The following is a 21,203-nucleotide window of genomic DNA, read 5'->3' on the forward strand; positions in this document are numbered from 1 at the left end:
AAAAATTACATTGAATTAGGAGTATCTCGTGTCTAAAGGTCTTTTCGATTCAGCAAAGGGCCTCAAGTTTTGATAGCATAGCCAAAATATTTCTATGACCTGCATGGCAAGCCCTTTAAAAATTTGTACTTTAGATGTTTCATTGGAAATTGATTGAAATGGTAAAAGTTCTATTCGTTTGTCTAGGTAATATTTGTAGGTCGCCGCTTGCTGAAGCAATTTTCAATCATAAGGTAAATCAGCATGGATTGAACCATCAGTTTAGAAGTGATAGTTGTGGCACATCGGATTTTCACATCGGAGAACTTCCGGATGACCGCACCATTGCCTGTGCCACGAATCACAACATTCCTATCAATCATCGTGCTCGACAAATTAATCGGATTGATGTTCGGGAGTTTGATTATCTGTTGGTCATGGATTATTCCAACAAAAAAAATGTAGAGGAATTCATCAGTAAGCAAGGGATGTCTCATGAGCGTTTGCACTTGATTCGCGAATTTCAGGAAGATGCAGCATCAATGGAAGTTCCAGACCCATACTACGGAGGGATGGAAGCATTTGAGAATGTTTACGAAATCCTAGATGATGCCATCGATCGGTTTCTGCAAGTGTTGAAGGAAAATAACCATGAACTTGTTTGATTCGACTGGCTTTTTTCAACACGTACTTTTTGAGAGTTTTGGAAGCGAACAGCAGCTTATAAATTCAAGGCTCATTGCTGCCGGTACCCTTAACCAAGGTATTTACCTAGAGACATCCAACCAACGTTTTTTTTTGAAAACCAATTTCTCCACTTATCACGACATTTTTGAAAGAGAGGCTTCGGGGTTGATGAAGATGAGGCTGTATGCTCCGGATTTAAAAGTGCCTGAGATTTTTGCTTATGGAAATGTAGAAGGACAAAACTACTTGCTCATGGAATGGATAGATTCTGAGCGGAGACAGCCAGACTTTTGGAGAGTATTAGGTGAAGGCTTGGCACAACTTCACATGAACACTCGACCTTCCTTTGGCTTGGATGAGGATAATTATATAGCTTCTTTGTCTCAAATTAACGATCCAAAGAAAACTTGGGCAGATTTTTATGTGGAAAATCGGCTTGAACCCTTGGCCGGAAAAGCTTATTACGAGGGCTTTTTATCGTTGGAGTTTTATAAAAATTTTCAGCAGTTATATCCGTTGATTGGGGAGCTGCTTCCTGTGGAAAGGCCAGCATTTCTCCACGGAGATCTTTGGTCTGGTAATGTCATGATCGATAGTACAGGAAAGCCATGCCTCATTGATCCAGCTGTCTATTATGGGCACAGAGAAATGGATATCGCTTTCAGCAAACTGTTTGGTGGTTTTGATCCAGCCTTTTATGAAACCTATTTTGATTTTTTTCCATTGGAACCAGGATTTGATCAGCGGGTAGAGATCCATCAATTATACCCTTTATTGGTGCATGTCTTACTTTTTGGAGAAAGCTACGTTTCGGGAATTGCGAAAACACTCCGTAAATTTTTAACTTGAGGCAGGTTTGTGGAGTACCTGAAAGGTAGTTCGGGTGATCTGTTCCATGATCACTTCTTTACCCTTGATGATTTTTTCTATGGTGATGGGGTTGTGGTGTTTGATGGTTATCAATTGTAAATGCTCATTGAAGCGAATCTGAAAAGCATCCTGCAGGTTGGCAATGAGTTTTTCAATCTTAAAATCTTGTCTATCTACAACGATGGAAATACTAATGGCGGATGTTTGAAGAAGGTTGACCTTGAGTTTTAACTCATTGAGTCCTTGATAAATCTCTTGTATATGACCTTCATTGATAAAGGTAAAGTCAGTCACCTTAAAAGATAGAAGCGATTGGTCATCTTTTACAACAATGCAGGGGATTTTTTCATTGATGTAATCCATGTGATGGATTTTAGTGCCGCTTTCCGTGGGTTGGAGAAAAGATTTGACAAATAGAGGTATTCCAGCATTTGCTAGGGGCTTGATGGTTTTTGGATGAATGACGGAAGCGCCGTAGTAGGTAAGTTCTGCCGCCTCATGATAGTCCAGCTCTTCAAATTTTACTGTATCTGAAAAACGCTTCGGGTCAGCATTGAGCACTCCAGGTACATCTTTCCAAATGGTTACGGATTGTGCATGAAGGCAGCTAGCGAGGATGGCGGCACTAAAGTCAGAACCTTCCCTCCCTAATGTAGTAGAGTCTCCTGTCACAGTACTTCCTATAAAGCCAGGTACAATGACTGGGAATTGTTTCAGTTTTGGAGCTAACTGCTTTTGGCAATTGGCGGTGGTTTGATCCCAGTTTACTTTGGCAAATCGATGATTACTATCTGTCTGAATGATTTCCCGTGCATCTTGCCAGACACAAATATATCCCTTGCTACATAAATACTCTTGAAGAATCTTACTCGAAAGGAGTTCACCATAGCAAACTACCTGATCGTAGAAGTAATCATAGTTTTCTTTCGTTAAGCTACGCTCCAATTGCTTTTCCAGTTGGGTGATAAGATTCGATACAATTGGAAAAATCGAAGAATTCTCTTCAAAGAGCTGTCGACATATTTCAAGGTGAAACTCTTTTAAAATGGTAATATTTGAAGAATAGTCTTCTTGTCTATATTTAATTTGCAAGATTTCTTCTAGGCGATTGGTTGTCTTTCCCATAGCCGAAATCACGATTACGAGCCCATTTCGCAATCGATTGAATAAAATTTCAGAAAGGTTTTTGATGGAACCTGCATCTTTTACGGACGCGCCTCCAAATTTAAAAACAAAAGTTTTTGACATCAGAAATTTCCTCGTAATTTTCCAGTAAATAATTCACTAATTGTATTTTTCTAAGAGAATGAAAATTAAACAATACATCCCCAGCACTTCATCTATAGCCTATTCGGTTGGTGTTACTTTAGACCGTTTTATCAAGATGAAACAAGACGATTTCCCTTATGCTTCCGGTGAACTTTCCCAGTTGCTAAGAGATATCGCATTGGCCTCAAAGATAGTAAATCGTGAGACTAACCGAGCAGGTTTGGCAAATATCGGAGGAGCATTTGGACAAACCAACGTCCAAGGAGAAGAACAACAAAAATTGGATGTGATTGCCAATATCCGGTTTACCCGTGCGCTGACAAAAGGAGGGGAGGTTTGTGCTGTAGTATCGGAAGAAGATGATGAGGTGATTGATTTACAAAACGGCTCTGGAAAGTATGTGGTAGCTATTGATCCTTTGGATGGTTCATCTAATATCGATGTCAATATTTCCATTGGTACCATCTTTTCTATTTATCGGAGGAAAACGCCAGTAGGAAGTCCTATTACGGTAGAAGACATTATGCAGCCTGGTAATCAGCAAGTAGCTGCGGGCTATGTCTTGTACGGTTCTTCGACTATGCTTGTATATACCACTGGTCATGGTGTGAATGGCTTTACGTATGAACAATCTTTGGGTGAATTTTTCCTTTCTCATCCGGACATGCAAGCTCCTGAGGACGGTAAAATATTCAGTATCAATGAGGGTTCCTACTACCAATTTGAAGATGGCTTGAAAAAGTATTTGGATTATTGCAAGGAAAGAAATTTCAGTGCACGATACATTGGGAGTTTAGTAGCAGATTTTCACAGGAATTTGCTTAAAGGGGGGATCTACATTTATCCTGCTACTACAAAAGCGCCGAGTGGTAAACTGAGGTTGTTGTACGAAGCGAATGCCTTGGCATTTATTGCAGAACAGTCGGGTGGGGCAGCAACAAATGGCCATATCAGGATTTTGGATATCAACCCTACCAGCTTGCACGAACGTACACCTTTGTACATTGGTTCACCCAAAATGGTCGCCAAAGCAGAGGAGTTCTTGAAAGCACAACAGGAATCCAAGATTAAGAATTAATTGAAAAAGGTGAATAACGGTAATGGAAAGCCCTATCCAATGTTGGTGGGGCTTTTTTTTATCCTAGGGGCTGTATTTTTTTCGGATTTCCACTTTTTTTAATTGGCGTTTGATAAGAGATGCAGCAATTTCTTCCGCCATGGATTCAGGATCGGTTTTATAAAGAAGTCGATTTAATTCCTGTTCTCCTAAATCAATCCGGTAGCAAATCTGGAGTAATTTCTCGAAATCTCTATTTAGAAGCTGCCTGACTACTTCTGTCAGTTTTATTAACAGGTCTTCATAGTCAGCGAAAGATTTCTCCTCCAACTCAAAGTCCTTGGATATTAATTGAAATGCCTGCTTTAAATCCTGATTTTTCATAAAAAAAGGGAGCCTTGACTCCCTTAAACGGTTTATTCTTCTGTTGGAGTCTCTTCAGTGTTTTCCGAAGTCTCTTCTAACACCTCCGGAGCAAATTCACGGATGATATGATACCAAGAAATCAACTTTTTGATATCGGAAGGATACACCTTGTCTTCATCAAAATCTGGCAATACATGTTTTAAGAATGCTCTTAACTCGTCAGCATCCGCACCGCTATCAATGCCCAAGTCTCCTTGAAATTCTTTTTCAACAGTTTTCAGGATTTCTTCAAGTGGAGACGCGCCCTCTTCAGTCATCGTGTACATGGAAATTTCTCCCAGAATGGAGACACGCTGATTGGAACCTACGACCAATTTAGATTTTTTACTGTCTAAGGATTCCAGGATGACGCCACCTCTGGTAGGTTTCAATACTCTGTACAAACCAGGTTTACCAGCTACGGTAGCTATTTCGTTAAAATTCATAGTCGATTTGTTGATTAAGGCTGCAAATATATACTATAGGTATCAATGACCAAGGGATTCTCTGAAGTGATTCTCTTTACTCACCTGTAAGGTATTCATCTACTTCATTTTGAATGAATGTGGTAAGAGGCGCTTTTCCGGTAGCGTTTTCAGCAGACGTCACAAAATACTGTGGTTCCTCTCCAAACATTTCTACCATTTTATCTAAGAATGCACGGACGTTGGCGTTTGTTTTGGTAGGACCTTGTTTGTCTGCTTTGGTAAAAACAAGTACAAATGGTAAGTCACTTTCCGCACACCACAGGATAAATTCCATATCGATCTTCTGTGGCTCCAATCGGGAATCAATCAAAATACATACAGCCACTAAATTAGGACGGCTTTGCATGTAATCCGCAATCATTTTCTCCCAAGTGGATTTGATGTCTTTGCTCACTTTTGCAAATCCATAACCTGGCAAATCCACCATGTACCATTTGTCATCGATCAAAAAATGATTGATTAGTTGCGTTTTACCTGGTTTTCCGGAGGTTTTTGCTAAATTTTTATTATTCGTGAGCATGTTGATCAGAGAGCTTTTTCCCACATTGGATCTTCCGATGAAGGCAAACTCCGGTTTGTCGGGTGCAGGGCATTTTTCGTGGTCGGTATTGCTGATGACAAATTGCGCTTTCTTGATCATTGCTGTAATTTTTTGACAAAGGTAATCTTTTTCAACTAGAAATAGTTTATCCAAGGTATGAGATAGGATTAGGATTTAATTTCCAACAATTTTCCTATGCTCAGGTTATCTTAGTAATATTGCAGTTTATTAGAAATACGTACATGTCAGTAGTACCATACAAAAACAAGGAAGAAGGCAAAAAAGCGCAGGTTGCGGAGATGTTTAATAACATTAGCCACAAGTATGATTTTTTAAATCACCTGTTGAGCTTAGGGATTGATATCACCTGGAGAAAGAAGGCTGTTAAGCTCTTGAAAAAAGATCAACCTAAGTTGATTTTAGATATTGCGACGGGCACTGGCGATTTTGCTATTGAAGCATTGGCTTTGAATCCAGATAAAATCATTGGTGTTGATATTTCGGAAGGAATGTTGAATGAGGGGAAGAAAAAGATGAAAAAGAAAAAACTGGATCACATTATTGATTTACAAATGGGAGATTCTGAGAAACTCTTGTTCGAAGACAATAAGTTTGATGCAGTGATCGTTTCCTTTGGTGTTAGGAATTTCGAAAATCTGGAAAAGGGTCTGTCTGACATGTTTCGAGTATTGAAGCCTGGAGGAAAAACAGTCATTGTGGAGTTTTCAAAGCCAAAAAAATTTCCGATGAAACAAGGATATAACTTTTATTTCAAATATATTTTGCCTCAGATTGGGAAATTGGTCTCCAAGGATAATTCAGCCTATACTTACTTACCCGAGTCAGTACAGGTTTTTCCAGATGGTCAAGATTTTCTTAACGTTTTGGAAAAAGTAGGTTTTAAAAACACGCAATGCAAGCCATTAACTTTCGGTATAAGTTCGATCTACATTGGGGAAAAGTAATTCTTCCCCTTCTTTTTTTTACGTTAGTTATTTCTCAAGCTTGGGCTCAAGCGAGATTTGGTGAGATTAGTAAAGCAGGGCAAGATGATAAATTGATATCTTACGGTTTTTTTCTTGCAGGGCATACCAATTATTACCAATTAAAGTATTCAGAAGAATTTTTGAATGGAGCAAATACCAATTTGGCTAACATTCGAAGCATTACACCGGTATATACTCCTGGGTTTTCCTTAGGTTTTTTGGGAGTATTTAGGATTCACGATCAGTTCAATGTATTGTTGACGCCCAAAATCGGGTTTTATGAGTTCAGGACCGATATCAACTATTACGAATCTAACCTTGATCCTTCCATCATACAATCACCGGGAGGTATTTCTAACCTTCCATCAGGAACCCAAACTGTCGTGACGGAAGCAACGATGGTCGAGTTACCATTACTGTTTAAGTACAAAGCTCAGCGTTTTAATAACAGTCGCATGTTTTTTATGGGTGGAGGAAGCGCCATGTGGCGGACGAAGGCGCAAGATGAGGCTGATTTGGATGGATTAGTTACTACTGGTAGAGACTTTACGCTTGATCTAGGAATGGGTTTTGATATGTATTTTAAGTATTTCAAGTTTTCACCGGAGATACGGTTTTCTCATGGCTTATTGAATATTTACAGACCAGAAACTACCGACCCAATTTTTAGAGATGCCATTGCAGAGATGCGCAGAAAATCGATAACAATATACCTGCATTTTCAATGATGTAGAAGTGTTAACTTTTTCAATGTTTTGATGGGGAAAAGTTGGGAAGTAGTCAATATGAAAAGTATCGTTCGTACATTTTGATAGAACAAGTTAATGTCGTGTGGCTCGTAGTGTTAAACTCAGCCCTGGCAGTTTAAGTTAGCATTCATATCATACAGATAATTGTAGGCATGCGAAAAACCTTGAGTAATCTGCACGGGGTGGTCCAAAGGCTTGGGATACATAAACGAACAATTGTAATGAATTACCATTACAGAAAATAAGGGCAGCAATGACTGCGATCTGATTTTTGATGAACAAGAACTGTGTCATTTTTGAGCTTCTCTGAAAGATCTTTGGAACACATGTTTCGCTTTCGTGAGAAAGGAAATTTTTTTGCCTGAAGTAAAAGTGAAATTGCTCAACTCTGAGACAAAAAAAGCTCCATCAAATTAAAGAAGGAGCTTTTTACTTGAAGTACCTAAACCCGGAGTTCCCGATTGTCATCCGGATAAATTTCTCCTCCAGCTTATGTCATAAAAAAAGATCCAACTCATCTGAGAAGGACCTTTTTTATTCTAAGTACCCAGGGCCGGAGTCGAACCGGCACGAGTGTAACCTCATTGGTGTTTGAGACCAACGCGTCTACCAATTCCGCCACCTGGGCATAGTGTTGCAAGCGCATTTTTTTAATTGCCAGGTATTATTTCTAGTTTTAAATCTAGTAAGGCGGACAGGTCCGCCACCTGGGCATTTCAATTATCTGCGTTCCTTGCTGAACGGGATGCAAATATGAATACTATTTTTTTTTCCTGCAAGCTTTGTCAAGGCAGTTCTACAATTTTTTTTGAAGAAAATGCAGTAGGCTTCCCAGCAAATAAAGTCTTGGTAAATGCCCATACTCCTTTAAATAATTCAGAATCACGATATTGATTCAGTGCTTCTTCTGATTCCCAATGACTGTACGTCATGAAAATAGTTGAAAAATTTTCATCCTGCCACAGTTCTAAATGATGGCAACCGGGGAAATTCCGGATTTTTTCTTTGTTTGCATGGAAGTTTTCCAAAAATGCATCGATCTTTTCTTCATGAAACTGCATGCGTACGACTCTGATTAGCATCTTATTCTTTATCGAAGTTTATGTATATAGGTGAATCTACTCGTAATCCCAATAAGTCTGCGCCATGGCCTTGGTTGATTCCGATTTCCATTACCCCCAGACTATTGAACAGCACAAAACAATCCCCATAATCCACCTCTTCATACGATTGATGAACTACCGTAGATTCTTCTCTACCAAATCGGATGGTAAATTTCCCTGGATTAAGTAAATCAAATACGTCTTTGGGGATATTGGTCAACATATTTCCGTAATTATCTATTTGTAGAATATGTCCTACGATTTCTTGTTTGGTGGCTTTAAATTGTCTTCCAATCATACGTTTGATGGAACGGAGAGGTCCGCCAAAGTCATGAATAGCTGCACCGCTCGCGACTTTTGCGACTATAGGTGCCAATAAATCCTTGGTAGGGAACGTAGTCCCTTGGATATGTGCATCAGTCAATTGGACTATAATTCCTGGTTCCTGCTCCGAAAGCAGGCTCAATACACCGTTATTTGGGCCGATAAAAATATGTTCTTCATGCTTGATCGCAATGAATCCATCCTTTTTGGCGGCAGTACCATTCATTGCCAATAGATGCACTGTTCCCTTAGGGAAGTCTTTGTAAATAGACTTCACTAAAAAAGCTGCTTGCGCGGTATTGTAAGGATCAATCTGATGACTGATGTCCACAATTATCAATTGAGGGTTGATTGATAACATTTTTGCTTTGACAGCGGAAACGTAAAAATCCCGTTCTCCAAAATCCGAGGTGAATGTTATCAGTGCCATAAGTGCAAGTCTGTTAAATTTTTCTATTTTTGTGATAGGTGTGAACAAAATTAGGAATTTATTCTTTACACCATAGACAGAATTCATTAATCAAATACAACAGGTTGGTAGAGAAAGTAATTACGTTGGAAAACATTCCGCTCCTTGATTTTTTAGGTGCAGGAAATGAAAATATTAAACAAATCTCCGATGCTTTTCCCCAAAGTAAAATTATCTCTAGAGGGAATGAGATACGCATCCAAGGCAGAGCGCCTGAGATCTTAAGAATCAATGATCTTTTGAATATGCTATTTCAGCATTTCAATCGTTTTGGACATTTAACGCCAGAAAATGTCAAGGAGTATCTTGCACTAGAAAATGCCCCATTTCAAAATGATGAGGTCAATGATGTAATTGTCTATGGTAATAAGGGATTGGTAGTGAAACCAAAATCTGCTAATCAGCGGAAATTGGTGGATGCAGCCTTCAAAAATGATTTAGTGTTTGCTTTGGGACCAGCGGGGACGGGCAAAACGTATATAGCAGTAGCCTTGGCCGTTCGAGCCCTTAAAAATAGAGAGGTAAAACGAATCATCATCACTAGACCTGCCGTGGAAGCTGGTGAAAATCTTGGCTTTCTGCCAGGGGACTTACAAGAGAAGCTAGATCCGTACTTGAGACCGATCTACGATGCACTGAGTGATATGGTCCCTGCCGAAAAATTAAAATACTATCAGGAGACTCGAGTGATCGAAATTGCCCCTCTTGCGTACATGCGGGGTAGAACGCTTCATGATGCCTTTGTTTTACTGGATGAGGCGCAAAATACTACTAGTGAACAGATAAAAATGTTTCTAACACGGATGGGGCCAAACTCCAAAGTCATCATCACGGGTGATCAAACCCAAGTGGACTTGCCCAATCGACAACGGTCTGGATTGAAAGAGGCACTCCGAATACTAAAAGATGTAAAAGGGATTGGTATAGTCAACTTGAGTGGAAAAGACGTTATTCGTCATAAACTGGTGAAATCCATTATTGAGGCTTACGATAGAGAAGAAGCTGAGAAATTTGAAAAAAGAGATGTCCATAACAGTAGAAAAGGTCCAGACACAGGAACAGCTTGACATTATATTCAGCATTCGGGAAAAAGTATTTGTGATCGAACAGCAAGTAGACCCCTCTGAAGAGTATGATGCGTTTGAACCAACCTCAACACATTTTCTTGCTAAACTGGACGGAGATCCCTCAGGTACCGCCAGGTGGCGTTATACTGACAAGGGAATGAAATTGGAACGTTTTGCCGTCTTAAAAGAAAAACGCTCACTCGGGGTAGGCCAAGCATTGGTCAAAGCTGTAGTAGATGATATTGCTAGTCAGCCTGATACCAAAGGGAAAAAGCTGTACATGCATGCACAAGTAGATGCTATGCCCTTGTATGCTAAGTTTGGTTTTAAGCAAGTTGGCGAGCAATTTGAAGAATGTAATATCTTACATTACAAAATGGAACTATATTTGTAACATACTAAAGACAAATTTTAAGGGTATGAAAAAATTATTATTAGTTTTGATTGCTGGGTTTTTCATGCAGCAATCTCTTTATGCGCAGGATCATGCGGCATCAGAAGTACGGTTGAATTTTCTTAATTTGATCGCACTTGGAAAAGTTGAATTAGGGTATGAAAAATTTATTGCCAAAGATCAGTCCATCGGGTTGGAGTTACACTTAAATGACCGCTACGCATATAGATCGACTAATGCTGAGCGTAATTTTAATACAACCGCACTACAGCTTTCTTATCAGTTTTATTTTGCAGGAGAAGATGATCATAGATTGTTTATATTTCCCTTCTTCAAATACAGGTTTGGAGATTTTGTCGAACCATCTGGTGTCACAAATATGAACAGTGGATTAATTGGACTAGGGGGAGGATACAAGTGGGCATTCAATGATAAATTCGCTTTTGGGCCTTTTGCTAGCATCGCTAGGGGTTTTAGTGAGGAAGTAAGTGATCGATTTAGTCCAATCGAGTTCAATTTTGGATTTACAGTTGGCTTAAGATTTTAAAATAAACGTTTAATATCGTTTAGAATTGAGGGATTATTTCCCTCTTTTTTGTTTTCTGGGTAAATTTCACCAAGCTAAGAGCCTATGAAATTTGCTGAATATCCCTTTGTGCGATACTTGCCTTTTTTTGTTGGAGGAATCATCCTGTCTCCATCACTTTCTCCTAATACCCAAGGGTGGCTTGGTGAGATATTGCTCATTGCTTTTGGCTGTTTTTGTTTGCTCATATTTATTCACCGCGTAAAAGGCATCTATCACCACAAAGGTTTGACCCCCTTTCTTGCCTATGTGCAGTTAGTGCTTTTGGGCATGTGGATACAGTCCCAGAGGCATCAGCTACAAGAAAGACAGGTTTCTCTTCCAGTAGACGGGATTGTGGGATATACGGCCGTGGTCATCGACCATCAACAAACGAAACCTAACTCCAAACTTAACCGAGTTCGTGCCAAAGAAATTTATTATTTGGATACGATGATTCGCACGGATGTGGAAGTTTTACTATATCATCGAGTAGATACTTTATTGGTCCCAGGGAGTTTGGTTTGGATTTCTCAAGGTTTTGATCGGATAGAGGCACCACTCAATCCCCAAGAATTCGATTATCAACGCTTCATGTCGAGACAAGGAGTGCACTTTAGACAGTTTCTTTCTGATGAGCTTTTCATCATCGGTCATGTATCCGAACAACCGATCGAACGTTTTTTCCAAAACCTCAGATTTCGAATTCAACAAGCTTTTGAGGCCCACTTTGATAATCATCAAGCAAAGCAAATTGCCAACGCCTTGCTTTTGGGACAAAAGAAGGACTTGGATAAAGAAGTGTCTGATGCTTATGCCACTGCGGGGGCAATGCACATTTTGGCTGTCTCAGGTTTGCATGTAGGTATCATTTATGGTTTTTTCTTCCTATTGGTCAAACCTTACCGGTTAACTATAAGAAAGCGGGTATTCTACCTCTCTTTTATTATCTTGATCATTTGGTGCTACGCATTAGTGACCGGGATGTCCCCATCCGTGATGCGGTCAGCTACTATGTTTACCATTATCGGCTTAGCACAGATGAAATCCAGGAGTCCCTCTATTTTCAATGCAATAGCTTTGTCTGCCTTTCTACTGCTCTTATTTGATCCAAATTTATTGTATTCGGTTGGTTTCCAATTATCCTACAGTGCATTGGTGGGAATTTTATTGATTCAACCATTGCTTGTCACGCTATGGCTTCCATCTTCGAAAATAGTAGACTATTGTTGGCAAATTACCACTGTGGGGGTGGCTGCTCAGGTGGCTACTTTTCCACTTTCAGCTCTCTACTTTGGGATTTTCCCTACCTATTTTATGCTATCTAATTTGATAGCCATTCCTGGGGCTTTTTTGATTATGTCCGTGGGTGTACCCTATATGCTCTTTTCTGGAATTCCTGGCGTTGCTGATGGGTTGGCTTGGATTACGGAGCAACTAATACGGGTGTTGAATACCTTAATCTCACTTATACAGCTATTGCCTGCAGCAAAGCTCACGGTGACTTGGCAATTATCAACTACTTGGATTTACTTGATTGCTCTGGTTCTCATACTTTTTCTTTGTTATAAGCCCCATAAATTTGCTATTGCCATGTTGATTTTATTGAGTGTTGTTTTGATTAGCGTGGATATTATTGAAAGTAGAAGACAGCCTGATCCTTGGATTGTGCATTATTCCTTGAATAAGGGAGAAGTGATTGATTATTTTGTAGGAGGAAAGCGATACAGTTGGGAACAGGCCGCTGACTCCGAACTTAGCTTCAAAGTTACCCCTTATCGAACACAAGTAGGAGCTCAGGAATCTTTTCCTTTAGAACTATTATATCGTGGAAATACCCCTTTTTTGCTTATTCCTGACTTTGGTTTAGTTCCAAAGGATAGTCTGATGTATCTTGCAATGGAACAATGGCAATACGATGGAGCGCGATGGCAACTCATAGCAGGCAATGAGTCTTTAGGGACCAAAAAAGGAGCTAGAAAGTACCTGATTGCAACTCAGCCAAAGATAATTCATCAGTAAAGTGCTAGTTTTAGAGATCCAGTAAATTAAAATAATCAACTTCATGAACCAACCCATATTAACCCACACACACAATCGAATCGGGTACATCACCTTAAACCGGGCAGATAAGCGAAATGCTCTCAACTCCGATATGGTCTTTGAAATGAAAAAAGCATTGACTGCCATGGCAGAAGATAAAGAGGTCAAAGTAGTTGTCATCAAAGCGGAGGGGACTGCTTTTTGTGCAGGTGCTGATTTGGGTTATTTGCAACAGCTGCAATCCAATACTTATGATGAAAACTTGGAGGATAGCAGAAATTTAAAAGATCTTTTTTACCAAATCTATACCTTTCCAAAGGTAGTAATTGCACAAATTCAGGGGCATGCCTTGGCAGGTGGTTGTGGTTTGGCGACGGTTTGTGATTTCTCATTTGCCGTAGATCATGCTAAATTTGGCTATACAGAAGTTAAAATTGGGTTTATTCCTGCGATTGTCAAGGTTTTTTTGTTGAGAAAAATCGGAGAGGGGAAAGCCAAACAACTGCTTTTAGATGGCGACCTTATCAGTGCACAAGAGGCTAAAGATATGGGATTGATCAATTGGGTGGTAGCCGCGGATGATTTGGAAGAAAAGGTGACTACCTATGCCTATAAGCTAATTCATCAAAATTCCGGTCAATCCATGCGATTAACCAAGGAAATGATAGCTCTTGTGCAAGAGAAAAGTTTGGAGGATGGTCTGGACTATGCTGCTCAAATGAATGCGCATGCACGAGCCACAGGTGACTGTCAAAAAGGGATTGCTTCATTTTTGAATAAAGAAAAGTTAAGCTGGTAAGATGCAAGAGCGGGCCTATCAAATTCTTCAACAGTTTTTTGGGTATTCGGAATTCCGTCCGGCCCAATTGGGGATTGTTATGGCCGCTTTGAATGGGAAGGATTGTTTGGCATTGTTGCCAACTGGTGGGGGGAAGTCTATCTGTTTTCAAGTGCCAGCTCTTGCTATGGAGGGCATTTGTGTGGTGGTCAGTCCATTGATTGCGCTGATGAAGGATCAAGTGGATAATCTCCGGAAAAGAGGAGTGTTAGCCTCGGCTATTTATTCAGGGATGAGCAGGCGGGAAATTGATACAGTCCTAGACAATTGTATTTACGGCAATTACAAATTTCTCTACGTTTCCCCTGAGCGACTCAAGTCAGAGTTATTTATCGAGCGATTTAAAAAGATGAAGGTCTGCTTGCTTGCCATCGATGAAGCCCATTGTATTTCTCAATGGGGTTATGATTTCCGTCCACCCTATTTAGAGATTGCAGTCATTCGTCAATGGCATCCTCAAGTACCCTGCATGGCACTCACTGCCTCTGCCACTCTACAGGTGAAACAGGACATCATCGATCGGTTGGAATTAAAGGAACCAGAGGTTTTTGTACGTTCATTTTCCCGCAAAAACCTGAGTTATACCGTTCGTTTTGCAGAAAACAAACTGGAACAAGGCATACGGATTCTTCAAAAAGTCCCAGGCACGGCCATTATATATGCCCGCAACCGGAAAGGAACCAAAGACTTGGCGGGGCTATTGAATCAAGCAGGGATTTCAGCAACTTTTTATCATGCAGGCTTGCCCGGGGAAGTTCGAGAAAGCAGGCAGCAAGAATGGAAGGCCAATAAAGTCCGAGTCATGGTAGCTACCAATGCCTTCGGAATGGGGATTGATAAACCGGATGTGCGCTTGGTCCTCCACTTGGATCTACCCGAAAACTTGGAAAATTACTACCAAGAAGCGGGTCGTGCAGGTCGCGATGAGCAAAAAGCCTATGCAGTCTTATTGACCAACGAACAAGATTTGAAAGTCCTTCAGGACCGTGCCGCAATTACCTATCCTCCTATAGATTATCTTAGGAAAGTATACCAATGCTTGGCTAACTACTATCGTATGGCCGTCGGGAGTGGGCGCATGGTGAGTTTTGATTTTGATGTGCAGGATTTTTGCCAAACGTATTCCCTTGAATTATTACTGACATACAATGCCATGAAAGTCCTGCAAGAAGAGGGCTTTATAGAACTCAATGAAAGTTTTTTTGCCCCTTCAAAGATTAAATTTTCTGTCAGTCATGCAAGGTTATATGAGTTTCAGATTGCCCATGCGAAGTTAGATCCTTTGATAAAAGTGTTATTGAGAACCTATGGTGGAGAGCTATTTGGTGAGTTTATGTCTGTTCAGGAACAAAAGCTGGCTAAAGCTATGCAAATCTCTGAGTCAGCTCTTATACATGGCTTGCAGCAATTAGATAAATTGGGTGTATTAGCTTATGATCAACGCAAAGATAAACCCCAGGTCACCTTTTTGACAGAGCGCTTTGATGCGGGTAAATTGCCTTTGCAGACTAAAAGGATTGCCGATCGTAGACAAAACGCCGTTGAAAAAGCGGCCGCCTTGGTGGCTTATGTAGGAAATACTACTGTCTGTAGAGCCAATCAGATTTCTCATTATTTTGGAGAAGTATCGGATCATTCTTGTGGGATTTGTGATGTATGCGTTCAGAAGAAAAAACAAGAAGGGGACCATTACGTACAGGTAAAAAATAAGATAATTCAAACTTTACAGCAGGGTAAAGGGTTTTCTATGCATACACTGGAGGAGGTTACGGGTTTGAAAAAGGAAAAAGACACGCTTGAAGTCTTGCGTGATCTGTCGGATGAGGGCCTAATCGTAGAGGAACCCAGTGGACACTATAAATTAAAAAACTAATGGCATCATTCATAGATGATCTTTTTGGGAAGTTGTTTTCCAAAAAAAGAAAGCCTTTACAGGTGAAAGAAAACTTTGTTCAGTCTCCCCAGGAGTTGACTGCTTTGGAAAATTGGCTGAAATCATCCGATGCTACCTATATTTTTGACTTAGTTGGTAAAAATTATCATTTCAAAAAAGCAGGTATCAATAACGAGCCTGAAGTACATTTTTTAAATAGTCCTTATGCTAACGGTTTTGCGGTGTCGTATGATCCCCCGTTTAATCCTGAAACTTTTTCTAAACTTTTCTTTGCTTTTGGTCGACGAATGTTAGCTTTGGGTTATAGACAGGTAAGTTTGGATCGGAAAATTGAGGAAATCAATGAAAAAGTAAAAACTACCGAAAAGCAATATTTCAAACCACCCTTGCAAGCGGAAGATTTTAATGCTAAAATCGATCAGCTATATGGAAATGTAAGTGTGGAAAAAGTTACGATTGACAATGAACCCAGCTTTATTAAAGTCCTAGTGACTGTGTATTCAGATCATCTGTATCAGCCGGCAAAGCCGTTTGAAGAGTTTATTGATCACATCTTTGAAACCAACAACCTATGAACAGGAAGACACTCCGAGAAAGCCTAGAAAACTACCGAACACCATTTGAAGAGGAGGCTGCCTCCATTAAAGATTTTATTGATTTGACCCACGATGATTTAGCTTTCCAACGGGAGCGCGTACAGGGTCATTTTACGGGTTCTTCTTGGATTGTTAATAAGCGAAGAACACATGCCTTGTTGACTTTACATCGCAAACTCAATAGATGGTTGCAACTGGGTGGTCATGCAGATGGTAATGAGAATCTCCGAGAAGTGGCCATGAAAGAGGCGATGGAAGAGAGTGGATTGACATCCTTGCGTTTGGTTGATAGCGGGATTTTTGATATCGATCGGCACATCATTCCTAAAAAAGGAGATGTTCCAGAGCATTTCCATTACGATGTACGCTTTCTGATCGAAGCAGAAATTGATGAACCCTTGAGTATTTCCGAAGAAAGTAAAGACTTAGCTTGGATTCCTTTTGATCGAGTAGAGGATTTGACGGGAGGGAATGCCTCCATTACGCGCATGTTAGAAAAAACTAGTAAATCAGAAATATTGATCTAATTATCATGAATCAACCTTTAGTAGTAAATGGATTGGAGGATGTAAGATCCTCTTTTTCTTTTTCGGTACCCTTACAGATTCGATTTTCAGATATAGATGGGTACATGCATGTAAATAATGGGGTATATTTCAGTTATCTGGAGCATGCTAGAGCACTTTTTTTGTACCAACAATGTGGTTGGGATGTAATGGATGTAGGAACAGTTGTCGCTGATCTGCACATTTCATATAAAAAACCTATCCATGCTTTTGATAAGGTATCGGCATTTGTACGGTGCAAGCATGTTGGGAATAGCTCCTTTGTGTTGGAACAAGTCTTGGCAGGGATGACCGAACATGGTGCAGAAGTAGTCTATGCGAGTGCTTCTGTGGTGATGGTCTCTGTAGATATGAAGACCATGAAACCCACACCTGTCCCAGAGCAATACCGAGTTAAATTGGAGCAGAAGTAAGATAATCAAGTGCAAAACCACTATCTTTGCAGGAAATTTACGAGACGTGAAGAAGCAATTACTATGTTGGTTAAGTCTGATTTGGTTGGCATCCTGCAGCCCATCAGCTGATGAATTATTCCAAGAAGGTATTCGTCATTTAGAAGAATCGGATTATCAAAAAGCCATCACTTATTTTGATCGAGCGATAGATAAACAGGCAGATTTTACTTCGGCTTTAAATGCCAAAGGGATTGCGCTGATTCAATTGGCTCAATACGATCGTGCCATCGAAACGCTTAATCGTTCGATTAAAATTGATAGCCTTAGTTATAAGCCTTATTACAACCGCGGAAATGCCTGGTTTGAAAAGGGAGAGTATCGTGCGGCGGTGATGGATTACAATACTGCCAATGGTTTAGAGCCTGGGGTGTTGGATATCTATTTCAATCGAGGAGTTGCGTTGATGGGTATGGAGGAATATGAGGATGCAATCTTTGACTTTGAAATTTTAATCCAAGAAAATCCAGAACACCCCCGAGCATGGTTCAATAAAGGGAAGTCGGAATTTTGGAATAATGATCCGGTTTCTTCTATCAACTCACTCACACGTGCCGTTGATTTGGATAACTCCAATGGAGAAGCATACTATTTGATCGGGACAATTCAAATGAGTGCATTCAATATGGTAGATGAAGGCTGTGTCAGTTTCAAAATGGCAAGAAGCTTAGGATACGCAGATGCACAAACGTGGATTGACGATTTCTGTAAAGAATAATGATGGCAATCATAGGGACAGATCTTGGGTTAGCTGCTGAATTTTTGGCAGCAGGGGAATTGGTAGGAATGCCAACGGAGACTGTCTATGGTTTAGCTGGAAATGCTTTGGATCCAGATGCGGTCACTAAAATTTTCAAAACCAAAAATCGGCCAAGTTTTGATCCCTTAATTGTTCATACCTCGGATATTTCCAAGGTAACTGATTTTGTAGAAGAGTTTCCAGCATCTCTTCGGTTGTTAGCCGAGCGTTTTTGGCCAGGACCCTTGACATTGCTACTTCCTAAAAAAAAGAATGTTCCAGATTTGGTAACTTCTGGCTTAGACACCGTAGCTGTCCGTGTTCCGAGACATGAATTAACCTTGCGCTTATTACGGCAATTGCCATTTCCTTTAGCAGCGCCCAGCGCAAATCCATTTGGGTACATCAGTCCCACTAAGGCTGTACATGTCAACGACCAATTGGGGGATAAAATCCCTTACATTTTAGATGGTGGAGCTTGTGAAGTTGGCTTGGAGAGTACCATTGTAGGAATGCTCGATGGAGAAGTAACAGTCTTCCGTTTGGGGGGATTGGAAGTGAAAAAGATAGAAAGCATCGTCGGGAAAGTAAAAGTCATGGCTCATAGCAGTTCTAATCCACAGAGTCCAGGCATGTTGAAGTCACATTACGCACCTACCAAGCCTTTTTTGATTGGTAATTTATCTTCAATGATTAAAAAATACCAAGAAAAAGAAGTCCCTTTCGCTGTATTGGCCTTTCGAGCGTTCTTTGATACAGTGGAGGAAGGCAAGCAAGTGCAACTTTCTTTGGATGGAAGTCTTGAAGAAGCTGCAAAAAACTTATTTGCTGCCATGAGAACTTTGGATAGCCTGAATGTTTCCGTAATTTTATCTGAGTATTTGCCGGATGAGGGTCTTGGTAAAGCTATCAATGACCGGCTCAAACGGGCGGCGGCAGAGTCTATGGATAGCGATGAGGATATAAGAATTCAAACCTTTTAAACAATAACCATATGAGTAACAAATTCAGAAGTGTCGACAGTATTGAATTCAAAGGAAAAAAAGCATTGATTCGAGTGGATTTTAATGTGCCTTTGGATCCGGATTTGAAAGTCACAGATGATACGCGGATGCGTGCTGCTTTGCCTACCATCCAAAAGATTTTGGGTGACGGTGGTGCTGTGATATTAATGTCCCATCTGGGCAGACCCAAAGAAGGACCGACGGATAAGTATTCTCTGAAACATGTCATTGGCAATTTGGAAGCCTTATTAGGCAAGTCTGTAAAGTTTGCCAATGATTGCATTGGTGAAGAAGCAGTAGCTCTGGCTGCCGGGTTGCAATCGGGAGAAGTTCTTTTGTTGGAAAACTTACGTTTTTACAAGGAAGAGGAAAAAGGTAACGAGGAATTTGCAGGTAAATTAGCCAAGTTAGGTGATGTCTATGTAAATGATGCTTTTGGTACAGCTCACCGTGCACATGCTTCTACTGCGGTTATCGCTCAGTTTTTTGAAGAGAAAGCCACTGGTTATTTGATGTTGTCTGAGTTGGAAAATGCTGATAAGGTATTGGAAAACCCAGAAAGACCGTATACTGCGATCATGGGCGGTGCAAAGATTTCCGATAAGATTTTGATTATTGAGCGTTTGTTGGAAAAAGTCGATAATCTCATCATCGGTGGAGGGATGTCTTATACGTTCTCTAAAGCCAAAGGAGGCCAAATTGGCAATTCCTTGTGTGAGGAAGATAAATTAGACTATGTGCTTGAGCTGATGAACAAAGCGGAGGCCAAAGGTGTCAAAATCATTCTCCCAGTAGATACCGTGACTTCTAAGTCTTTTGCCAATGACGATGATCAGGGACTAGCCAAAGCAGGGGAGATTCCTGCGGATATGATGGGCTTGGATATCGGACCTGAAACTAGGGTCTTGTTTGCAGAGGTCATTAAAAACTCCAAAACCATCCTTTGGAATGGTCCAATGGGCGTATTTGAGATGTCTAGCTTTGTACATGGAACAGTTGCTGTTGCAGAAGCTATTGCAGAAGCGACAGAAAGAGGAGCATTCTCTTTAATCGGAGGCGGTGATTCTGCCGCAGCGGTCAATAAGTTTGGATTCACTGATAAGGTTTCCTATGTATCCACGGGTGGTGGTGCCTTATTGGAGCATATGGAAGGAAAAGTACTTCCAGGTGTGGCAGCACTGCAGGTATAATCTGTAAAATAATTATCGAAAGCAGGTTTGGAAACGGACCTGCTTTTGTTTTCTCGTATATTTGATAGGTTATCAGTAGTTTTTCCTGGTAACTTGTGTGTATAAGCTATTTTGAATGCCTTTGTTGGTAGTTGTGTCTCATGAAAAAAATTATGCTTTTCTTGGTAATCTCCTTTCTTTTTAATTCCTGCAAGGAGTTTGAAGAACTAGATGGTCCATGCTTGGTGTTTTTGGTGGCTGACGCTGATGGTCGCGAACGATTTTACGAGATTCGGGAAGATATTCGAAGAAATAAGTCTACGGGAGTATTTACCTATAGAGATGAGGAAGGGAAGTTATGGTCTATTTCTGTAAATGAAGAAGGGAGATATTTTTCTAAAAGTACGGGTGAGATTTCTATTGAAGTTGATCGGATAGAATGTGGAACTCGTATTTATAATGAAAGGGATCGAGGGGAAGATAATGATTGATGCAAATGGCTGAAGCAATGGATCCACAGGTTATTCCAGCAGTTGAAATTGAGGAGGAGCTATTGACAGAAGCCAAAGTCCAAATTGACGTAGAGCGTCAGGTCATTGTGCATGTAGTCATCCATACAGGGCATCAGTGGTGGCAATTAAGAATCTGGCCTACGACTTTTTTGATTCCTAGAGAAGGTGGTGATCGGTCTAAGTTGCTCAGTGCTGATAATATCCCCTGTTTCCCACAGTGGTTGCATGTATTTGGGCCCGTGCATCGGTTTACATTGATTTTTGAAGGGTTACCCAAGGATTGTGAGGTTTTTGATTTGATGGAGGAAATACCGCAAGAAGGAGGATTTGAGGTCAAAGGCATCTGTCGAAATCAAACAGATGTGTACCATGTAGAAATCTTCGATTGATTAAATTTCACGCAGCGAACGCAACGATTTTCCGCCACGCTCGCTAAA

General features: G+C 40.5%; 25 protein-coding genes and 1 tRNA gene. 19 read left to right on the forward strand and 7 right to left on the reverse strand.

The window, feature by feature from the left end; genetic code table 11:
* Positions 1 to 134 precede the first annotated feature (134 nt).
* Together IPZ59_RS08745 and IPZ59_RS08750 are read left to right on the forward strand one after the other, a co-directional pair.
* On the forward strand, positions 135 to 644 hold the full coding sequence (locus IPZ59_RS08745; RefSeq protein WP_317208047.1) for a low molecular weight protein-tyrosine-phosphatase: 510 nt from the start codon (positions 135 to 137) through the stop codon (positions 642 to 644).
* A complete protein-coding gene (locus tag IPZ59_RS08750) occupies positions 631 to 1,515 on the forward strand; it encodes a fructosamine kinase family protein (protein WP_236139479.1) in 885 nt (294 codons plus the stop codon). The genes IPZ59_RS08745 and IPZ59_RS08750 overlap by 14 nt, the downstream gene beginning before the upstream one ends.
* Here IPZ59_RS08750 and IPZ59_RS08755 read toward each other — a convergent pair.
* The gene (locus tag IPZ59_RS08755) at positions 1,507 to 2,784 is read right to left on the reverse strand and encodes an aspartate kinase (protein WP_236139480.1); all 1,278 of its coding nucleotides are present in this window, start codon (positions 2,782 to 2,784) and stop codon (positions 1,507 to 1,509) included. The genes IPZ59_RS08750 and IPZ59_RS08755 overlap by 9 nt on opposite strands.
* Before the next feature lie 58 nt (positions 2,785 to 2,842).
* Between IPZ59_RS08755 and fbp the strand changes: the two genes are divergently transcribed.
* Positions 2,843 to 3,883, forward strand: a complete 1,041-nt coding sequence (gene fbp / locus IPZ59_RS08760; RefSeq protein ID WP_236139481.1) for a class 1 fructose-bisphosphatase — start codon at positions 2,843 to 2,845, stop codon at positions 3,881 to 3,883.
* A 63-nt stretch (positions 3,884 to 3,946) separates the two neighbouring features.
* On the opposite strand, the gene IPZ59_RS08765 is transcribed toward fbp, so the two are convergent.
* From IPZ59_RS08765 to yihA, 3 genes are all read right to left on the reverse strand, one after another.
* On the reverse strand, positions 3,947 to 4,246 hold the full coding sequence (locus IPZ59_RS08765) for a hypothetical protein (RefSeq protein WP_236139482.1): 300 nt from the start codon (positions 4,244 to 4,246) through the stop codon (positions 3,947 to 3,949).
* Between the two features lie 32 nt (positions 4,247 to 4,278).
* A complete protein-coding gene (locus IPZ59_RS08770) occupies positions 4,279 to 4,713 on the reverse strand; it encodes a DUF5606 family protein (protein WP_236139483.1) in 435 nt (144 codons plus the stop codon).
* A gap of 76 nt (positions 4,714 to 4,789) precedes the next feature.
* Positions 4,790 to 5,395, reverse strand: a complete 606-nt coding sequence (yihA, locus tag IPZ59_RS08775; RefSeq protein WP_236139484.1) for a ribosome biogenesis GTP-binding protein YihA/YsxC — start codon at positions 5,393 to 5,395, stop codon at positions 4,790 to 4,792.
* Positions 5,396 to 5,538: 143 nt separating this feature from the next.
* On the opposite strand from yihA, the gene ubiE reads away from it, so the two are divergent.
* Both ubiE and porT read left to right on the forward strand, forming a co-directional pair.
* Complete coding sequence (gene ubiE, locus IPZ59_RS08780; protein ID WP_236139485.1) at positions 5,539 to 6,261, forward strand: bifunctional demethylmenaquinone methyltransferase/2-methoxy-6-polyprenyl-1,4-benzoquinol methylase UbiE; 723 nt, start codon at positions 5,539 to 5,541, stop codon at positions 6,259 to 6,261.
* Complete coding sequence (porT, locus tag IPZ59_RS08785; RefSeq protein ID WP_236139486.1) at positions 6,210 to 7,010, forward strand: type IX secretion/gliding motility protein PorT/SprT; 801 nt, start codon at positions 6,210 to 6,212, stop codon at positions 7,008 to 7,010. The genes ubiE and porT overlap by 52 nt, the downstream gene beginning before the upstream one ends.
* A gap of 565 nt (positions 7,011 to 7,575) precedes the next feature.
* Here porT and IPZ59_RS08790 read toward each other — a convergent pair.
* The 3 genes from IPZ59_RS08790 to IPZ59_RS08800 form a co-directional block, all read right to left on the reverse strand.
* Positions 7,576 to 7,659, reverse strand: a tRNA-Leu gene (locus IPZ59_RS08790).
* Positions 7,660 to 7,816: 157 nt separating this feature from the next.
* Complete coding sequence (locus tag IPZ59_RS08795; protein WP_236139487.1) at positions 7,817 to 8,113, reverse strand: putative quinol monooxygenase; 297 nt, start codon at positions 8,111 to 8,113, stop codon at positions 7,817 to 7,819.
* A 1-nt stretch (position 8,114) separates the two neighbouring features.
* Complete coding sequence (locus IPZ59_RS08800; RefSeq protein WP_236139488.1) at positions 8,115 to 8,888, reverse strand: SAM hydrolase/SAM-dependent halogenase family protein; 774 nt, start codon at positions 8,886 to 8,888, stop codon at positions 8,115 to 8,117.
* Between the two features lie 104 nt (positions 8,889 to 8,992).
* On the opposite strand from IPZ59_RS08800, the gene IPZ59_RS08805 reads away from it, so the two are divergent.
* From IPZ59_RS08805 to IPZ59_RS08870, 14 genes are all read left to right on the forward strand, one after another.
* A complete protein-coding gene (locus IPZ59_RS08805) occupies positions 8,993 to 9,994 on the forward strand; it encodes a PhoH family protein (RefSeq protein WP_236139489.1) in 1,002 nt (333 codons plus the stop codon).
* Positions 9,951 to 10,388, forward strand: a complete 438-nt coding sequence (locus tag IPZ59_RS08810) for a GNAT family N-acetyltransferase (RefSeq protein ID WP_236139490.1) — start codon at positions 9,951 to 9,953, stop codon at positions 10,386 to 10,388. The genes IPZ59_RS08805 and IPZ59_RS08810 overlap by 44 nt, the downstream gene beginning before the upstream one ends.
* A 25-nt stretch (positions 10,389 to 10,413) precedes the next feature.
* A complete protein-coding gene (locus tag IPZ59_RS08815; protein WP_236139491.1) occupies positions 10,414 to 10,935 on the forward strand; it encodes a DUF3575 domain-containing protein in 522 nt (173 codons plus the stop codon).
* Between the two features lie 84 nt (positions 10,936 to 11,019).
* On the forward strand, positions 11,020 to 12,975 hold the full coding sequence (locus IPZ59_RS08820; RefSeq protein ID WP_236139492.1) for a ComEC/Rec2 family competence protein: 1,956 nt from the start codon (positions 11,020 to 11,022) through the stop codon (positions 12,973 to 12,975).
* Positions 12,976 to 13,018: 43 nt separating this feature from the next.
* Entirely contained in the window at positions 13,019 to 13,795 is a 777-nt protein-coding gene (locus IPZ59_RS08825; protein ID WP_236139493.1) for an enoyl-CoA hydratase/isomerase family protein, read from the forward strand.
* Position 13,796: 1 nt separating this feature from the next.
* The gene (locus IPZ59_RS08830; RefSeq protein WP_236139494.1) at positions 13,797 to 15,707 is read left to right on the forward strand and encodes a RecQ family ATP-dependent DNA helicase; all 1,911 of its coding nucleotides are present in this window, start codon (positions 13,797 to 13,799) and stop codon (positions 15,705 to 15,707) included.
* Positions 15,707 to 16,303, forward strand: a complete 597-nt coding sequence (locus tag IPZ59_RS08835; RefSeq protein ID WP_236139495.1) for a hypothetical protein — start codon at positions 15,707 to 15,709, stop codon at positions 16,301 to 16,303. The genes IPZ59_RS08830 and IPZ59_RS08835 overlap by 1 nt, the downstream gene beginning before the upstream one ends.
* Entirely contained in the window at positions 16,300 to 16,851 is a 552-nt protein-coding gene (locus tag IPZ59_RS08840; RefSeq protein ID WP_236139496.1) for an NUDIX hydrolase, read from the forward strand. Before IPZ59_RS08835 ends, IPZ59_RS08840 begins: the two co-directional genes overlap by 4 nt.
* A gap of 5 nt (positions 16,852 to 16,856) precedes the next feature.
* Entirely contained in the window at positions 16,857 to 17,303 is a 447-nt protein-coding gene (locus tag IPZ59_RS08845; RefSeq protein ID WP_236139497.1) for an acyl-CoA thioesterase, read from the forward strand.
* A 46-nt stretch (positions 17,304 to 17,349) separates the two neighbouring features.
* The gene (locus IPZ59_RS08850) at positions 17,350 to 18,060 is read left to right on the forward strand and encodes a tetratricopeptide repeat protein (RefSeq protein WP_236139498.1); all 711 of its coding nucleotides are present in this window, start codon (positions 17,350 to 17,352) and stop codon (positions 18,058 to 18,060) included.
* Positions 18,061 to 18,062: 2 nt separating this feature from the next.
* Positions 18,063 to 19,064, forward strand: coding sequence for an L-threonylcarbamoyladenylate synthase (locus tag IPZ59_RS08855; protein WP_236139792.1), 1,002 nt, complete (start codon positions 18,063 to 18,065; stop codon positions 19,062 to 19,064).
* 11 nt (positions 19,065 to 19,075) lie between these two features.
* A complete protein-coding gene (locus IPZ59_RS08860) occupies positions 19,076 to 20,275 on the forward strand; it encodes a phosphoglycerate kinase (protein ID WP_236139499.1) in 1,200 nt (399 codons plus the stop codon).
* Positions 20,276 to 20,415: 140 nt separating this feature from the next.
* Positions 20,416 to 20,745, forward strand: a complete 330-nt coding sequence (locus tag IPZ59_RS08865; protein ID WP_236139500.1) for a hypothetical protein — start codon at positions 20,416 to 20,418, stop codon at positions 20,743 to 20,745.
* 5 nt (positions 20,746 to 20,750) lie between these two features.
* Positions 20,751 to 21,155 (forward strand): hypothetical protein, encoded by a 405-nt coding sequence (locus tag IPZ59_RS08870; RefSeq protein ID WP_236139501.1) that lies wholly within the window; start codon positions 20,751 to 20,753, stop codon positions 21,153 to 21,155.
* The last annotated feature ends 48 nt before the right edge of the window (positions 21,156 to 21,203 follow it).

It is taken from the genome of Mongoliitalea daihaiensis, from assembly GCF_021596945.1.
Classification (GTDB): domain Bacteria; phylum Bacteroidota; class Bacteroidia; order Cytophagales; family Cyclobacteriaceae; genus Mongoliitalea; species Mongoliitalea daihaiensis.

Coding starts and splice junctions, on each gene's coding strand:
- IPZ59_RS08745 (WP_317208047.1), top strand. CDS start 135: ATGTTTCATTGGAAATTGATTGAAATGGTAAAAGTTCTATTCGTTTGT.
- IPZ59_RS08750 (WP_236139479.1), top strand. CDS start 631: ATGAACTTGTTTGATTCGACTGGCTTTTTTCAACACGTACTTTTTGAG.
- IPZ59_RS08755 (WP_236139480.1), bottom strand. CDS start 2,784: ATGTCAAAAACTTTTGTTTTTAAATTTGGAGGCGCGTCCGTAAAAGAT.
- fbp (WP_236139481.1), top strand. CDS start 2,843: ATGAAAATTAAACAATACATCCCCAGCACTTCATCTATAGCCTATTCG.
- IPZ59_RS08765 (WP_236139482.1), bottom strand. CDS start 4,246: ATGAAAAATCAGGATTTAAAGCAGGCATTTCAATTAATATCCAAGGAC.
- IPZ59_RS08770 (WP_236139483.1), bottom strand. CDS start 4,713: ATGAATTTTAACGAAATAGCTACCGTAGCTGGTAAACCTGGTTTGTAC.
- yihA (WP_236139484.1), bottom strand. CDS start 5,395: ATGATCAAGAAAGCGCAATTTGTCATCAGCAATACCGACCACGAAAAA.
- ubiE (WP_236139485.1), top strand. CDS start 5,539: ATGTCAGTAGTACCATACAAAAACAAGGAAGAAGGCAAAAAAGCGCAG.
- porT (WP_236139486.1), top strand. CDS start 6,210: ATGCAAGCCATTAACTTTCGGTATAAGTTCGATCTACATTGGGGAAAA.
- IPZ59_RS08795 (WP_236139487.1), bottom strand. CDS start 8,113: ATGCTAATCAGAGTCGTACGCATGCAGTTTCATGAAGAAAAGATCGAT.
- IPZ59_RS08800 (WP_236139488.1), bottom strand. CDS start 8,888: ATGGCACTGATAACATTCACCTCGGATTTTGGAGAACGGGATTTTTAC.
- IPZ59_RS08810 (WP_236139490.1), top strand. CDS start 9,951: ATGTCCATAACAGTAGAAAAGGTCCAGACACAGGAACAGCTTGACATT.
- IPZ59_RS08815 (WP_236139491.1), top strand. CDS start 10,414: ATGAAAAAATTATTATTAGTTTTGATTGCTGGGTTTTTCATGCAGCAA.
- IPZ59_RS08820 (WP_236139492.1), top strand. CDS start 11,020: ATGAAATTTGCTGAATATCCCTTTGTGCGATACTTGCCTTTTTTTGTT.
- IPZ59_RS08825 (WP_236139493.1), top strand. CDS start 13,019: ATGAACCAACCCATATTAACCCACACACACAATCGAATCGGGTACATC.
- IPZ59_RS08830 (WP_236139494.1), top strand. CDS start 13,797: ATGCAAGAGCGGGCCTATCAAATTCTTCAACAGTTTTTTGGGTATTCG.
- IPZ59_RS08835 (WP_236139495.1), top strand. CDS start 15,707: ATGGCATCATTCATAGATGATCTTTTTGGGAAGTTGTTTTCCAAAAAA.
- IPZ59_RS08840 (WP_236139496.1), top strand. CDS start 16,300: ATGAACAGGAAGACACTCCGAGAAAGCCTAGAAAACTACCGAACACCA.
- IPZ59_RS08845 (WP_236139497.1), top strand. CDS start 16,857: ATGAATCAACCTTTAGTAGTAAATGGATTGGAGGATGTAAGATCCTCT.
- IPZ59_RS08855 (WP_236139792.1), top strand. CDS start 18,063: ATGGCAATCATAGGGACAGATCTTGGGTTAGCTGCTGAATTTTTGGCA.
- IPZ59_RS08860 (WP_236139499.1), top strand. CDS start 19,076: ATGAGTAACAAATTCAGAAGTGTCGACAGTATTGAATTCAAAGGAAAA.
- IPZ59_RS08865 (WP_236139500.1), top strand. CDS start 20,416: ATGAAAAAAATTATGCTTTTCTTGGTAATCTCCTTTCTTTTTAATTCC.
- IPZ59_RS08870 (WP_236139501.1), top strand. CDS start 20,751: ATGGCTGAAGCAATGGATCCACAGGTTATTCCAGCAGTTGAAATTGAG.